At 34.9% G+C, this 14,185-nt stretch carries 16 protein-coding genes; 11 read left to right on the plus strand and 5 right to left on the minus strand.

Going from position 1 to position 14,185, the window contains the following annotated elements; all coding sequences use genetic code 11:
- The first annotated feature begins 85 nt into the window (after window positions 1-85).
- The gene (locus ACB104_RS03765; protein WP_370476940.1) at window positions 86-853 is read left to right on the plus strand and encodes a M48 family metalloprotease; all 768 of its coding nucleotides are present in this window, start codon (window positions 86-88) and stop codon (window positions 851-853) included.
- Window positions 854-925: 72 nt separating this feature from the next.
- Here the strand turns inward: ACB104_RS03765 and ACB104_RS03770 are convergent, their stop codons facing one another.
- Complete coding sequence (locus tag ACB104_RS03770) at window positions 926-1,324, minus strand: ankyrin repeat domain-containing protein (RefSeq protein WP_370476941.1); 399 nt, start codon at window positions 1,322-1,324, stop codon at window positions 926-928.
- Between the two features lie 250 nt (window positions 1,325-1,574).
- Between ACB104_RS03770 and gpmI the strand changes: the two genes are divergently transcribed.
- From gpmI to ACB104_RS03790, 4 genes are all read left to right on the plus strand, one after another.
- Entirely contained in the window at window positions 1,575-3,098 is a 1,524-nt protein-coding gene (gene gpmI, locus ACB104_RS03775; protein ID WP_370476942.1) for a 2,3-bisphosphoglycerate-independent phosphoglycerate mutase, read from the plus strand.
- Between the two features lie 39 nt (window positions 3,099-3,137).
- Window positions 3,138-3,545 carry a BT0820 family HAD-type phosphatase gene (locus ACB104_RS03780; RefSeq protein ID WP_370476943.1) on the plus strand — a complete coding sequence of 136 codons (408 nt, stop codon included), beginning with the start codon at window positions 3,138-3,140 and terminating at the stop codon, window positions 3,543-3,545.
- Window positions 3,546-3,620: 75 nt separating this feature from the next.
- The gene (gene map, locus ACB104_RS03785) at window positions 3,621-4,439 is read left to right on the plus strand and encodes a type I methionyl aminopeptidase (protein WP_370476944.1); all 819 of its coding nucleotides are present in this window, start codon (window positions 3,621-3,623) and stop codon (window positions 4,437-4,439) included.
- A gap of 5 nt (window positions 4,440-4,444) precedes the next feature.
- The gene (locus tag ACB104_RS03790; RefSeq protein WP_370476945.1) at window positions 4,445-5,209 is read left to right on the plus strand and encodes a class I SAM-dependent methyltransferase; all 765 of its coding nucleotides are present in this window, start codon (window positions 4,445-4,447) and stop codon (window positions 5,207-5,209) included.
- Between the two features lie 76 nt (window positions 5,210-5,285).
- Here the strand turns inward: ACB104_RS03790 and ACB104_RS03795 are convergent, their stop codons facing one another.
- Window positions 5,286-6,257, minus strand: a complete 972-nt coding sequence (locus ACB104_RS03795) for an FAD:protein FMN transferase (protein ID WP_370476946.1) — start codon at window positions 6,255-6,257, stop codon at window positions 5,286-5,288.
- Window positions 6,258-6,635 (minus strand): DUF8840 domain-containing protein, encoded by a 378-nt coding sequence (locus ACB104_RS03800; protein ID WP_370476947.1) that lies wholly within the window; start codon window positions 6,633-6,635, stop codon window positions 6,258-6,260.
- A 273-nt stretch (window positions 6,636-6,908) separates the two neighbouring features.
- On the opposite strand from ACB104_RS03800, the gene ACB104_RS03805 reads away from it, so the two are divergent.
- The 6 genes from ACB104_RS03805 to ACB104_RS03830 are packed head-to-tail and all read left to right on the plus strand — an operon-like array spanning window position 6,909 to window position 11,959.
- Window positions 6,909-8,348: an SLC13 family permease gene (locus tag ACB104_RS03805; protein ID WP_370476948.1), complete on the plus strand. Its 1,440-nt coding sequence runs from the start codon at window positions 6,909-6,911 to the stop codon at window positions 8,346-8,348.
- Window positions 8,349-8,400: 52 nt separating this feature from the next.
- The gene (locus tag ACB104_RS03810) at window positions 8,401-9,141 is read left to right on the plus strand and encodes a DUF6090 family protein (RefSeq protein ID WP_370476949.1); all 741 of its coding nucleotides are present in this window, start codon (window positions 8,401-8,403) and stop codon (window positions 9,139-9,141) included.
- On the plus strand, window positions 9,138-9,881 hold the full coding sequence (locus ACB104_RS03815) for a DUF6090 family protein (protein WP_370476950.1): 744 nt from the start codon (window positions 9,138-9,140) through the stop codon (window positions 9,879-9,881). Before ACB104_RS03810 ends, ACB104_RS03815 begins: the two co-directional genes overlap by 4 nt.
- 10 nt (window positions 9,882-9,891) lie before the next feature.
- On the plus strand, window positions 9,892-10,665 hold the full coding sequence (locus ACB104_RS03820) for a DUF6090 family protein (RefSeq protein ID WP_370476951.1): 774 nt from the start codon (window positions 9,892-9,894) through the stop codon (window positions 10,663-10,665).
- Complete coding sequence (locus ACB104_RS03825; protein WP_370476952.1) at window positions 10,662-11,459, plus strand: DUF6090 family protein; 798 nt, start codon at window positions 10,662-10,664, stop codon at window positions 11,457-11,459. Before ACB104_RS03820 ends, ACB104_RS03825 begins: the two co-directional genes overlap by 4 nt.
- Before the next feature lie 56 nt (window positions 11,460-11,515).
- Window positions 11,516-11,959 (plus strand): Na(+)-translocating NADH-quinone reductase subunit F, encoded by a 444-nt coding sequence (locus tag ACB104_RS03830; protein WP_370476953.1) that lies wholly within the window; start codon window positions 11,516-11,518, stop codon window positions 11,957-11,959.
- 115 nt (window positions 11,960-12,074) lie between these two features.
- Here ACB104_RS03830 and nqrF read toward each other — a convergent pair whose 3' ends face one another.
- Together nqrF and nqrE are read right to left on the minus strand one after the other, a co-directional pair.
- Window positions 12,075-13,382, minus strand: coding sequence for an NADH:ubiquinone reductase (Na(+)-transporting) subunit F (gene nqrF / locus ACB104_RS03835; protein ID WP_370477096.1), 1,308 nt, complete (start codon window positions 13,380-13,382; stop codon window positions 12,075-12,077).
- 1 nt (window position 13,383) lies between these two features.
- Entirely contained in the window at window positions 13,384-14,133 is a 750-nt protein-coding gene (gene nqrE / locus ACB104_RS03840) for an NADH:ubiquinone reductase (Na(+)-transporting) subunit E (protein WP_370476954.1), read from the minus strand.
- Window positions 14,134-14,185: the final 52 nt, after the last annotated feature.

Genomic DNA, 14,185 nt, shown 5'->3' on the forward strand with positions numbered 1-14,185 from the left:
TTTTTAATGTGACATTTCAAATAGATTAGTGTCATAAATTTGTAAGTGATATTTTTATAATTTTAGTATCTGAAATGCAAGTAAAATGAGAGGAAGAAATCTAAAATATAGGCTGCTTATTGGTGTTGTGATTGCATTGTTTTTTGTGATAAAAAGATGCAGCCAGCAAGAGGTTAACCCATATACGGGTAGAACGCAAACTATTTCTATGTCGCCTGAAAATGAAATTGCCATTGGCTTACAAAGTGCACCGCAAATGGCAGAGCAGTATGGTGGCTTGCATCCCAACAATCAATATCAAGCTTTGGTTGATAATGTTGGCAGCAAATTGGTAAACAGTAGTATAGCACGAGAAACACCTTATAAATATGAGTTTCATTTACTCAACGACCAGAATACCATAAATGCTTATGCTCTTCCCGGTGGACAAATATTTATAACCTATGCGCTTTTTTCAAAATTAGAGAACGAAGATCAACTAGCTGGTATTTTGGGGCATGAAATAGGCCATGTTTTAGGACGGCATAGTGCCGAACGCATTGCAGAGAGTGAATATTGGCAAGGGCTGACAACAGCAGGTGCAGTAGGTGCTGATATGGGTGGTTTAATAAGTGGCATTGGCCAAAACACTTTGCTGACTAACGGAAGAAGTGACGAGTTGGAAAGTGATGACTTGGGCGTAAAATTTATGATTAAAGCGGGTTATAACCCACGGGAGATGATTGGTGTTATGGAAATTTTAAAAGCAGCGACTGGTCCAAACCGAGTTCCAGAATTTCAGAGTACTCATCCGGATCCGGACAATAGAATAGAAAAAATAGAAGAAGCTATAGAAAAATATAAAAACCAATAAACAGAAAAAGCCCTGAATTTCAGGGCTTTTTAAGAGTGACTAACTCGAAATAATTATGGAATGGTTTTATAATTATTTTTTCTTATCAGCTTTCGCTAATGTTTTTTTAATGATTTTTGCAGCATCCTTTGCTCCATGTAATTCGGCATATTTCAAAGCCGTCATTTTTTTGTCAGACTTTGCGTTTAGGTCAGCTCCATGTGTTATTAAAAGTCTCAAAATATCGGTTCTGTTAAACTTAGCAGCATACATAACTGGAGTCATTCCATTTGATTTGGCATTTACATCCGCTCCTCTGGCTATCAGTTTTTGAACAGTTTCTAAGTCGCCTTTAGCAATTGAGACACAAAAAGAGTTCACTTTAAAATAAGCCTCTACATTGTAATTTTTAGTTGAATGTTCTGGAGTTGCATTTAAGAATGCTACTGAAAAGCATAATGCGATTGCGGAAATGATGATTGTTTTTTTCATGATGAAAGATTTTAATTTGTTAAATGATTACGTTTTTTGATCTATTAAAGAGACGACAATTTTTTGACCCCGTTACACAAAAAAGTATTTATAACGTATTTTTAACGTTTAATTAGCATAACATTAACGGAACACTTTCATTTTAAAAAATTCATAAAAACCCTTATCTAACGTAGTATTTGAAAGACGATTTATCTCATTTTCTGCTAAACTTCTTTATCTTTGCAACATCTTAAAACTTTAACAAAAAATGAACAAAAAAGTTATTTTAATGATACTTGATGGATGGGGAAATTCACCAGATCCAAAAGTTTCTGCCATAGACCATGCCAACACACCTTTTATAGACTCTTTGTACAAAAAATATCCGTTCGCAACATTACGTACGGATGGCCTACATGTTGGTTTGCCCGAGGGACAGATGGGAAATAGTGAAGTTGGCCACATGAATTTGGGCGCTGGCAGAATTGTTTATCAAGATTTAGTAAAAGTTAATTTAGCCGTTCAAAATAAAACACTCAACAAAGAAAAAGTATTGGTTGACGCTTTCGAATATGCCAAGACCAATAACAAAGATGTTCATTTTTTAGGTCTTTTAAGTGATGGTGGCGTTCACTCACACATCAATCACCTTTTAGGCTTAATTGATGCTGCCAATGATTTCGGATTGAAAAAAACCTATGTTCATGCCTTTACAGATGGCCGTGACGTAGACCCAAAATCCGGAGTGGGTTTTGTAAAACAGCTTCAATCTCATATAGAAGGTACCAGCACTAAAATAGCAACAATTTCTGGACGTTATTATGCCATGGACAGAGACAAGCGTTGGGAACGTGTAAAATTGGTGTATGATGCACTTGTTAACAGTGTTGGTGAAAAATCTGAAGACCTTGTAAACTCAATAGAGAAAAATTATGCCAATGATGTTACCGATGAGTTCATAAAACCAATAATCGCAGTAGACGATAACAACGAGCCAGTTGCCTCAATAAAAAATGGCGACGTTATTGTTTTCTTTAATTTTAGAACCGACCGTGGTAGAGAGCTTACAGAGGTATTATCTCAAGAAGATTTCCCGGATTTTGGCATGAAAAAACTTGATTTGCACTATGTAACGCTTACCAATTATAACGATACATACAAAAACATCAAAGTAATTTTCAACAAAGAAAACCTTACCGAAACTTTGGGCGAAGTTTTAGAGAAAAACAATAAGAAACAAATTCGCATTGCTGAAACTGAAAAGTATCCGCATGTTACATTTTTCTTTTCTGGTGGACGCGAAGCCCCTTTTAATGGTGAGCAACGAATTCTGAGAAATTCGCCAAAAGTAGCGACCTACGATTTAAAACCAGAAATGAGTGCCTATGAATTGCGTGATGCCCTAATACCTGAACTTGAAAAGGGTGAGGCCGATTTTGTTTGCCTTAACTTTGCAAATGGTGATATGGTTGGCCACACTGGCGTAATGGAAGCAGCCATTAAAGCTTGTGAAGCTGTTGATGCCTGTGTTAAGGATGTTGTAACCACCGGTTTGGAAAATGGGTACACTACCCTTCTTATTGCCGACCACGGCAACTGCGAAACTATGATTAACCCTGATGGCTCTCCAAATACAGCACATACAACAAACCCAGTGCCTATTATTTTGATAGATAAAGACCTCAAAGAGATTAAAGATGGTATTTTGGGTGACGTTGCACCAACTATTTTGAAAATTTTAAATGTGGAGCAACCTGCGGCTATGACCCAACATGCATTGGTTAAAGCATAATAGTTTAACTTTGCATTGAATTTAACGCCTTAAATCGAAATGAATTTTAACGATACACTCATAATTGCAGTCGATTTTGATGGTACCATCGTTGAAGACGCCTACCCTAAAATAGGGAAGCCCGTTCTTTTTGCCTTCGAAACTTTAAAGAAGTTACAGGAAGATGGCCATCGACTTATTTTATGGACATATAGATGTGGCAGCAGACTTGATGAAGCCGTTAAATTTTGTAAAGATAAGGGTATTACCTTTTATGCCGTTAACAAAAGTTTTCCTGAGGAAGAATTCTCCAATGATATTAGCAGAAAAATTAATGCCGATTTGTTTATTGACGACAGGAATATTGGTGGCTTTCCCGGATGGGGCGAAGTGTACCTTATGCTAACAGACGAATCTGCACCACCGCTAAAATTAAAAAAGAAAGGCTTTTTTGGGCTTTTCAATTAAGCAAAAACAGGAGTTATTCTGAATATAAATGCATTTAAGTTTTTGAGTATCTTTGCATTCCTATAATTTATAGTTATGATTATTGTAAAAACAAGAGAAGAGATTGAATTAATGCGTGAAAGTGCCTTAATTGTATCAAAAACTTTAGGTGAATTAGCTAAGGAAATTAAACCAGGTGTAACAACGCTTGAGTTGGATAAAATTGCCGAAACATGTATTAGGGACCATGGGGCCGTTCCAGGTTTTTTGGGTTTATATGATTTCCCAAACACCCTTTGCATGAGTCCAAACTCACAAGTTGTTCACGGTATTCCCAATAACGACCCTTTAGTTGAAGGTGATATTATCTCTATTGATTGTGGTGCGCTTAAAAATGGTTTTTACGGCGATCATGCATATACATTTCCCGTAGGAGAAATTGATTCAAAAACCGAAAAACTACTCCGAGTAACAAAGGAATCTTTATACATTGGCATTAGAGAGTTTAAGACTAACAATCGTGTGGGCGATGTTGGCTATGCCATTCAAAAATACTGTGAAGACCATGGATATGGCGTGGTCAGGGAATTGGTTGGCCATGGCTTGGGAAGTAAAATGCACGAAGACCCAGAGATGCCCAACTATGGCAAACGCGGGCGGGGCAAAAAATTTATTGAAGGTATGGTAGTTGCCATTGAGCCTATGATAAATATGGGAACACAGCGCATAAAACAACATAGGGACGGTTGGACCATCACTACCCAAGATGGCAAACCTTCTGCACATTTTGAACACGACGTAGCCCTTATTGATGGTAAACCAGAACTTCTTTCAACTTTTGCGTATATATATGAAGCCCTTGGTATAAAAAGTGATGAGGAAGTAGAATTTCGTCGCGAAGCATTAGTGCTATAACATTGATGAAAAAACTGTTCAAGTTAGTACTTAATTTCATTCCCAGACCCTTATTGATTAGGCTGAGTTATGTTGTTCGCCCAGTTTTAGCTTTGTTTTTAAAAGGCTCAAAATTCACCGATCCCATTGACGGTAAAAGCTTTAAAACATTTTTGCCTTACGGCTATGGCAAACAACGAAACAATGTTTTATCGCCTTCAACATTAAGTTTGGAACGGCATCGGTTGCTTTGGTTATATTTAAAAAATGAAACCGATTTTTTTTCAGCCAAATTGAAAGTTTTGCACTTCGCACCCGAACAAGCCTTTTTCAGGCGTTTCAGGAAAATGGACAATTTGGATTATGTGACAACAGATCTTAATTCACCATTGGCCGATGTGAAAGCCGATATTTGCAATCTTCCATTTAGCGACAACGAATTTGATATTATTCTGTGCAATCATGTTTTGGAACATATCCCAAATGACAAAAAGGCAATGAGTGAATTGTTTAGGGTAATGAAACCTAACGGCATGGGTATTTTTCAAGTTCCACAGGATTTGAATAGGGAAACAACATTTGAAGACGATTCGATAACCGACAAAAAAGAACGCGCCAAAATATTTGGGCAGTACGATCATGTTCGGGTTTATGGTCGTGATTATTTTGATAAGCTTCAAGCTATTGGCTTTAAGGTTGAAGAAGTTGATTATACCCGAAAACTTTCTATGGTGGATATTGAAAAATTTTGTTTGGCAAAAGGCGAAATTATTCCTGTGGTAAAAAAATAACTTATCATTACCATCCAATTAATGAGTAAAGTTAAATGTATTTTTTTTTAGATGCTGAATAAAGTTCAGCATGACATCAATCTTCGGGAAATCCGTTTAGCGATAGTGTTTCCAATTCTCCACTTTCATTTTCAAAAATCAAAAACACTTGTAACTCCGGGTGCGAGTTTAAAAACATTATTACTTTTTCCATGCCCATGGCCTTGAACGCCGTAGCATAAGCATCAGCCTCCATGCAATGTTTACCAATAACTGAAATGCTCAATAAGTTTGTTTTACTAGGGTATCCTGTTTTGGTATCAATAATATGAGCATATCGATTGCCTTCTTCATCAACTTTAAATTTTCTATACGTTCCTGAAGTAGCCATAGCCTTATTCTGTAAAGCAATGGCTTTTAAAATAGACTGCGTTCCATCAAAATGAGGCATTTCCACACCAACCTTCCATAGGGTTTTCTTTTCTTGGTTAATGCCTTTTGTCCTGATTTCGCCACCTATTTCAACCAAATAGTCCGAAACATCTTTAGTCTCTAAAAAATCAGCAATAACGTCTACGCCATACCCTTTGGCAATGGCATTGAAATCAATAAAAGTACCTTGAGGTTTTAAAATATTGTTGTGAATCCGTTCTACTTTATCGAAACCAACCGAAAGCATCAAACTATCAATTTTTAAACTGTCCAAATTGACAATTTTTCCCTCTGGGCCAAAATCCCAGGCATTTACAATAGCTCCAATTGTGGGATCAAAAGCACCTTTGGTTTCTTCGAAAATTTTCTTTGAAGCCTCAAAAACGCGAACAAAATGGTCATCAACTTCTTCAATCTCATTTCTATTCAATTTAGAAATTATTGAGTTGGGCTGATAAGTAGACATTGATTTGTTTATCACATAAAATAAACTATCAAATTGCTTTTCGTAATTGGTTTCGGCGTGGTAAATAATTTTATAGGTCGTTCCAAAAACGAGACCGGTAAGTTTGGTGTTTTTTATTTCCGCTTTACATGAAACAAAAAGAACTATGATTGTTAATAGTATTTTTTTCAATTAATTAAGATTCGTTTCAATAACTTGAATACCGTTATACTCCATTAAGTATTCTTCGCCCAGGTAAATGGGTGACTTTTCGCCATTTAAACTACCAATACCAACACCTGCATACAACACTTTTGCATCTTGCTCTCTAGCGTGCCGCTTAAATGTTTCCATCCAAACCACATCGTAATTATTGGGATTGTCAGGTAAAATTACTGCTCTTACAATAACAAAGTAATACTGTTTATTTTTATCGATACAGACAAATTGCGGATGCTTTTTCAGCTTACTGTTAATAGCAATAAACTCAAAACCGCGTTGCTCCAATTCCTTTCCAACATGGTTCATGGCAAGATTGTGTAATTCTTGTTTGGTAAGGGGTTTACTCATGTTACAAAAGTATAAAAAGTTAATTGGATGATAACATTTTAAAGGCCTTGGTTATAATTGAAAAATAAATCATACTGTATTTAGCAAAAATTACAACCTCTACAGCTAATTAAAAACACTGAGCATTTGAAAAGTTAATATTTGCCTTAATTTGAAATAATTGTATCTTTCCTCAAGTTGTAGATTTAAGAAAGGAATTGTCAATTTATTATTTTTCTGTGTTGGACTGTTCTTTTCAGAATACAATATAAAACTTTAACTACCTAAAAATAAATGACTAAACATCCAATTTCTAAAAGAATCGGACTTTTACTAGGACCACTACTTTTTTTAGTTATTCAATTTTTAACGCCCGAAATTATTTCCCAAAAAGCAACCACTGTTATAGCATTGGCCGTTTGGATGGTGCTTTGGTGGATTACCGAGGCTGTTTCTATTTCTGTAACAGCTTTGCTGCCACTTTTATTTTTCCCCCTTTTTAAAGTTATGCCCATGGCCGATGTTGGCTCAAACTACGGAAGCCCCATAGTTTTTCTGTTTTTTGGCGGATTTGTTTTGGCTTTGGCTTTAGAAAAGGTCAACCTGCATAAGCGTATTGCTTTAAATATTATTAAAAGAACTGGCACTACACCCAATAAAGTCATTCTCGGTTTTATGATTGCCACTGGATTTATGAGTATGTGGATTAGCAACACTGCCAGCACCGTGGTTATGCTACCTATTGCTATGTCCGTAATAAAATTGCTGATTGATGATGAAGATGGTTTTACCAAAAAAGATTTAAATTTCGCCATAAGTGTTATGCTCGGCATCGCATTTTCGGCCAATGCAGGCGGTATTGCAACGGTCATTGGCACCCCGCCTAATTCAGTTTTAATTGGGCTTCTTGAAAATGAATATCATATTGAAATTTCGTTCTTAAAATGGATGGTTTTAGGGCTGCCCTTTTCTGCACTTTTAATTGCAATTATTTATTTAGTATTGGTAAAATGGATGTTTCCTAATAAAGGGCTGGTATTTAATGCATCAAAGGATTTTATTGACATTGAACTTAAAAAACTGGGGAAAACTACCCTAAAAGAGAAACACGTTTTAACTGTTTTTGCGGTTATCGTTTCCTTATGGATATTCAGGAGCCTTATAAATTCATTAATTCCAAACTTGGGATTATCAGATACCATGATAAGTGTTTTAGGAGCCATTGCTCTATTTGCAGTTCCTTTTAACCTTAAAAAAGGAGACTTTGTTTTGCATTGGAACGATACCCAAAAATTGGCTTGGGGAATTTTAATATTATTCGGTGGTGGCTTGGCACTTGCAAGTGGTATGTCCGCCAGTGGTATTGTAGATGTTGTTGCCAACATCATTTCAAATAGCAATATCAGTGTATTGGTAATGGCTTCTGTACTCATTGCCTTGATGTTGTTTATGACAGAACTAATGAGCAATGTGGCCTTAACGGCTGTTTTAGCTCCCGTAGTGGCAGGCATAGCCATTGGTTTAGAAATAAAGATTTTATATCTGCTCATTCCTGTAACTATTGCCAGTAGCTGTGCCTTTATGCTGCCCATGGCAACACCACCAAATGCCATTGTTTTTGCAAGTGGTTATATTAAAGTGAACCAAATGGCCCGTGTTGGGATTATCTTGAATTTAATTTCCGTGGTACTTTTAATTTTGGTGTTTCAGTTTGTTTTGCCAATCATATTTTAAATACATTAATACTGTAACTTAATGAACTAACAAATAATTGCTAACCAAAACAATGATGAAACTCTTCCGCAACATTCGAAAAAAACTCCTCAACCAAAGCAAAATTACCAAGTACTTAAAGTATGCTATTGGAGAAATCATCCTTGTTGTAATTGGAATTTTGATAGCCTTACAAATTAATAACTGGAATGAAACAAGAAAAGCTAAAACAAGATCGGTTCAATATCATACACGACTCATAGAAGATTTAAATCGTACCATTACCACCAGCCAAAACCTTAATGAAACCGCTCATCATGTTCTAAGTTCTATTAAACTAACCATTGATTTATTGAATTCAAAAAAATTACCTACAGAAGAGGAACAAAAAGAAATTGATTATACCATAATCTGGTTGAGTCGCTTTAATTATCAATTTTCCGAAATGGCAACTTTTGATGAAATGAAAAGCAACGGAGAGCTGAGTTTAATATATAACCTTGACACGAGAAATAAACTAGTTAATTTTCATGAATATAGTATCTCTGTAGACGCTATTTTTGACCGTCTTGGTGCTTCCATTATCAACAGCAATACCTTTAGCAAACATATCCTGACTTCGGTTGATCCTGAAACATTAGACATTACAAATCATTACAACTTTATGGAAATGGCCGATGACAAGGAATTCATAAACGAATTGTCAAGATTTTCTGTTCATTGGAGAGGCAATGCCTGGTTCACTAAACAAATTGTGCGAAGAGCGACAGATTTAAAAGAAAGTGTCCAAACCGACTTAGACGAACTCATATGATAAAATTCTTTAGAAATATTCGCAAAAATCTACTCGCTGAAGGTAAAACAGCCAACTACCTAAAATATGCTATTGGCGAAATTGTATTGGTGGTTATAGGAATTTTAATTGCATTACAGATTAATAATTGGAACGAGAATAAAAAAGAACGAAAACAAGAACATAAAGTATTAACTGAGCTTTTAAGTTCCCTCGAGAACAATTATACCAGTATGGTATCGGATTCTTTGAATAGAGTAACTTGGAATACGTCTAGCAACATTGTTATAAATTTTCTTGAAAGTGATTTGCCTTATTCAGATACCTTAAATATTCATTTTCAGCATGCTCGTAAACCAGGAACAAACTTATCGTTGTCTTATGCTGGTTATGAAGGGTTGAAAAATGTGGGGTATGATATTATTACTTCAGATAGCTTACGTAAAAGTATTGTGGAATTATTTGAGCTAACACATAAAGCATTACTTGAAGAAATGGAATACTTTGAATCTTTCCAACCAAACAGACAATCAAATATTGATAGGCTTTTTAGTTATGATGACAAAAATTTCAATCTCAATGAACCTTTTAATGTTCCTCTTAAACCAAACAATATCGATACATTAAAAAATGATTCTATATATCTTTCTCTTATCAAGTCAGTAAAAATTCAAAGAAATATTATTTCGGTAATTCTTTATAAAAATCTTTCAGAAACAAATAAAGTGATGAAACTTTTAAAAGAGGAGTTAAGTAAATAAAAAACAATCTATGATTAAATTCTTTAGAAATATTCGCAAAAATCTACTGGCTGAAGGTAAAACAGCCAATTACCTAAAATATGCCATAGGTGAAATTGTACTTGTAGTCATTGGTATCTTGATTGCCCTACAGATTAATAATTGGAATGAAAGAAGAAAGCAACGAACTGAAGAAATTGAAATTCTTAAAAACATTAAATCTGATTTTGCAAATACTATAATTGAATTTGAAGAAAATAATGCCTTTAAAAAACGTATCATTTCTACTAGTGCTGTTATCTATGAAGTTATACATACCAAACGAAATCCATACACAGAAAAACAATTGGACAGTTTAATTAGTGAATTATTGATAAACCCAACCTATAATGGGCAATCAGAAACCCTTAATATATTGTTCAACTCGGGTAAAATAAATATTATAAGTAACGATTCCATTAAAAATAAATTAGTGCTTTGGCCACAACAAGTTGAAGATATGACCGAAGATGAGGTTTATGGAAGTAATATCGTATATAATAACTTGTATCCCATTTTAAAACGTTACGTTTCACTTTACAACGTTAATAATCAACTACAATATAAATTTAAGCTTGTCGATTACTCTTCACAAAGTTCATTTACAAGTGATTATTATAGTTTGCTTAATACTATGGAATTTGAAAGTACTTTAGCATCAAGAGAATTAACCATTTCAGTTTCACTAATTCTATCTCTCGAATTGATTGAAACAGCAGAAGAAATCATCGCAATGATTGATAAAGAAATAAAAAAATTAAAATGATAAAATTCTTTCGTCACATCCGTAAGAACCTTCTCAACGAAGGCAAAACCAGTAAATATCTTAAATATGCCATAGGAGAAATCGTATTGGTGGTAATAGGTATTTTGATAGCGCTACAAATTAATAATTGGAATGAACAAAGAAAACTTCAAAAGCTAGAAAAAACATATTATGAAAGTTTGTACACCGACATTAAAAAAGATTCTTTAGAGTATATAAGAAAAAGTAGAAATGCCAATAGAAACATCCAAAAACTAAATAATATTTTAAGATTTATTTATAACGATTATGATATAAAAAAGACAAAGTTTGATTCAATTGACTTTGGCAATAAAATCTATAAAGATACGCTAGCTCTCATTTTTAGTTTCTCACAAGCTGGTTTTGTTCAATTCCCTCAAACCTATGAAAACACTATTACTGATTTAAGATCAACTGGAAATATTAAGCTTTTAAAAAATGAAGAACTTAAAAATAGAATAATAGACTATTATAATTCCCAAAAACTTTTTAAATCTTGGAATGAATCGCTTATTACAGCAAGACAGACTATGGAATCTGCCCTTAACAATATACTCAATAAGGAAGAACGTGTTGCCTACAACACAAAGGAAGGGTTGACCAGGGATAAAATAGAATATTCTATTTTTCTTGAAAAATTAAAGCTCGAACCAGAATTTGAAGGTTTGGTAATCGGCATGCTGCATCTACATTACAGAATATTAAAACAATGTGACGACAATTTAGAATATTATGTAATGCCTATAATGGATAGACTTAAAAAAGAGTTTTAAAATCTAAAGCCAGCCATTTTTTTTGATTCTTAATGAATTATGTCTAACTTAATAAGATGAAAACAACAATCCGCTTTGAAAATGCTATAAGAAGGCTTTATACTGCTTTTCACAACAACACTTTAAATCCAGAATGTTGTAAGCAATGTGCCGTTGGGAATATATTGGACAATACCGATAGTTGGAAATATCTATCTGATGACCACGGAAGTTTAAGGTTGAATTACCTTGGGCTCGTACACCAAAATCTTGGCAGGAAATTCAATGGCTATTCTCCTTTGGAATTATTACAGATTGAATCTGTTTTTTTAAGTGCTTGTGGTTACCAATTGCCATTTCACCATAGACATGTAAGACCTAAAAACCCCACCGATAAAAATATTTTATTTGACGGACTTTATGCCGTTGTTACTTTTTTATGTGAACTTGATGGTATCAGAAATGTAATGGATTATACGAAACTTTTTGAAACTAAAGAGAAAGAACTACAGCGTAATTAAAGTAACCGACATGAATAAAACAGAAGCCCAATACATCAGTATCGGGCTTCTGTTTTATAAAGTAATGTTGAAATAAATTCAGCATGACAAATTAATGTCAAATCGCGATTAGCGCTTAGCCTCCAAAGTCATCAAATCTAATGTTCTCATCTGGGATACCAAAATCTTCTCCCATTTTTTGAACAGCTTTATTCATCAATGGTGGTCCACAGAAATACAATTCTATATCTTCAGGAGCATCGTGTTTACTTAGGTAATTATCTATCACACAATTGTGGATAAACCCAACAAAACCATCACCTGGAGAATCTATATCTTTTTTAACTTTCCAATTGTCTTCTGGTAAAGGCTCAGATAAAGCCAAGAAAAATCTGAAGTTAGGGAACTCTTTCTCTAATTTGTAAAAATGGTCTAAATAGAACAACTCACGCTTAGAACGTCCACCGTACCAATAGGTAACCTTTCTACCTGTTTTTAAAGTCTTAAATAAGTGATACAAGTGTGAACGCATAGGCGCCATTCCAGCACCACCACCTACATAAAGCATTTCGGCATCAGACTCGTTGATAAAGAATTCACCATAAGGTCCTGAAATAATTACTTTATCACCCTTCTTTCTTGAGAAAATATAAGATGAAGCTATACCGGGGTTAACATCCATCCAACCATTTTTAGCACGATCCCAAGGTGGGGTGGCAATACGAACATTCAACATAATTTCACGACCTTCAGCCGGGTAAGAAGCCATGGAATAGGCTCTTTCAACTGTTTCATCATTTTTCATTACCAAGGGCCAAAGCCCAAACTTATCCCATTCTGCTTGAAACTTATCTGGAGTTTCATGCTCTTCAGGATGCGCCGTAATATCAATATCAGAATATTTAATTTCACATTCAGGAATTTCAATTTGAATGTAACCACCAGCTTTGTAGTTCATGTCTTCTGGAATTTCAACCACAAACTCTTTAATAAAAGACGCCACATTAAAATTACGAACAACAACCGCCTCCCATTTTTTAATACCAAAAACCTCTTCAGGAATGGTAATGTTCATGTCTTGCTTAACCTTTACTTGGCAAGCCAGACGTGCACCATGCTGCAATTCCTTTCTTGTAAAATGAGGGGTTTCCGTTGGAAGCGCTTCCCCACCACCAGATAATACATGGCATTCGCATTGAATACAAGTTCCACCGCCACCACAGGCAGACGGTAAAAATATTTTCTTGGAACCTAAAGTTGAAAGCAAACTTCCTCCAGAAGCCACTTCAATTTCCTTTTCACCATTTATGGTAATCTTAACTGGACCCGAAGGGGATAATTTTTGTTTTACAACTAATAGTAATGCAACCAACAACAACGTAATAACTAAAAACGCTACTACTGTTACTGTAATTGTTCCTGTTGTACTTGCGGCTAAAATCATGTTACTCATTTACTTTTATGTTGTTAGCTAACACTTCTTCGTCTGTATTTTCTACTTCGCTCAACGCAATGTTATCTTCTGTATCTTTTTTAACGGATGCAGTAGTTTTTTCCTCTTTTGCGCCTTCATCATCACCACCTGTTAACATACCTCCAAAACTCATAAAACCTATAGCCATTAAACCTGTAATGATGAAGGTAATACCTAATCCTCTTAACGCCGGCGGCACCTTCGAGTATCTGATTTTTTCACGAATAGCTGCAATAGCCAAAATAGCTAAAAACCATCCTATTCCTGAGGCAATACCATAATTAAAAGCTAAACCTAAAGAAGGAATTTCACGAGATTGCATAAATAGTGAACCTCCCAAAATAGCACAGTTTACAGCAATAAGTGGCAAGAAAATACCAAGTGAGTTGTATAATGATGGTGAAAATTTTTCAACCACAATTTCAACCAATTGCACCATGGTAGCAATTGTTGCTATGAACATGATGAATGATAAGAAGCTTAAATCGTAATCGGCATATTCTTCACCCAACCAAGTTAAAGCACCGGGTTGCAAAAGATATTGATCTAAGAGCCAGTTTAAAGGCACCGTAATAGCCAATACAAATATTACGGCAGCACCAAGACCAACTGCCGTACTTACCTTTTTTGATACTGCAAGATAAGAGCACATCCCTAAGAACGTGGCAAATACCATGTTATCAATAAATATTGATTTAAAAAATAATTCTATATGTTCCATATGCTTTATTTTGATATATTCCCGAAACAAGCTCAGGATGACAAGTCGTCAA

Origin of the sequence: Tamlana flava, from assembly GCF_041287255.1 — a bacterium.
Classification (GTDB): Bacteria; Bacteroidota; Bacteroidia; order Flavobacteriales; family Flavobacteriaceae; genus Tamlana; species Tamlana flava.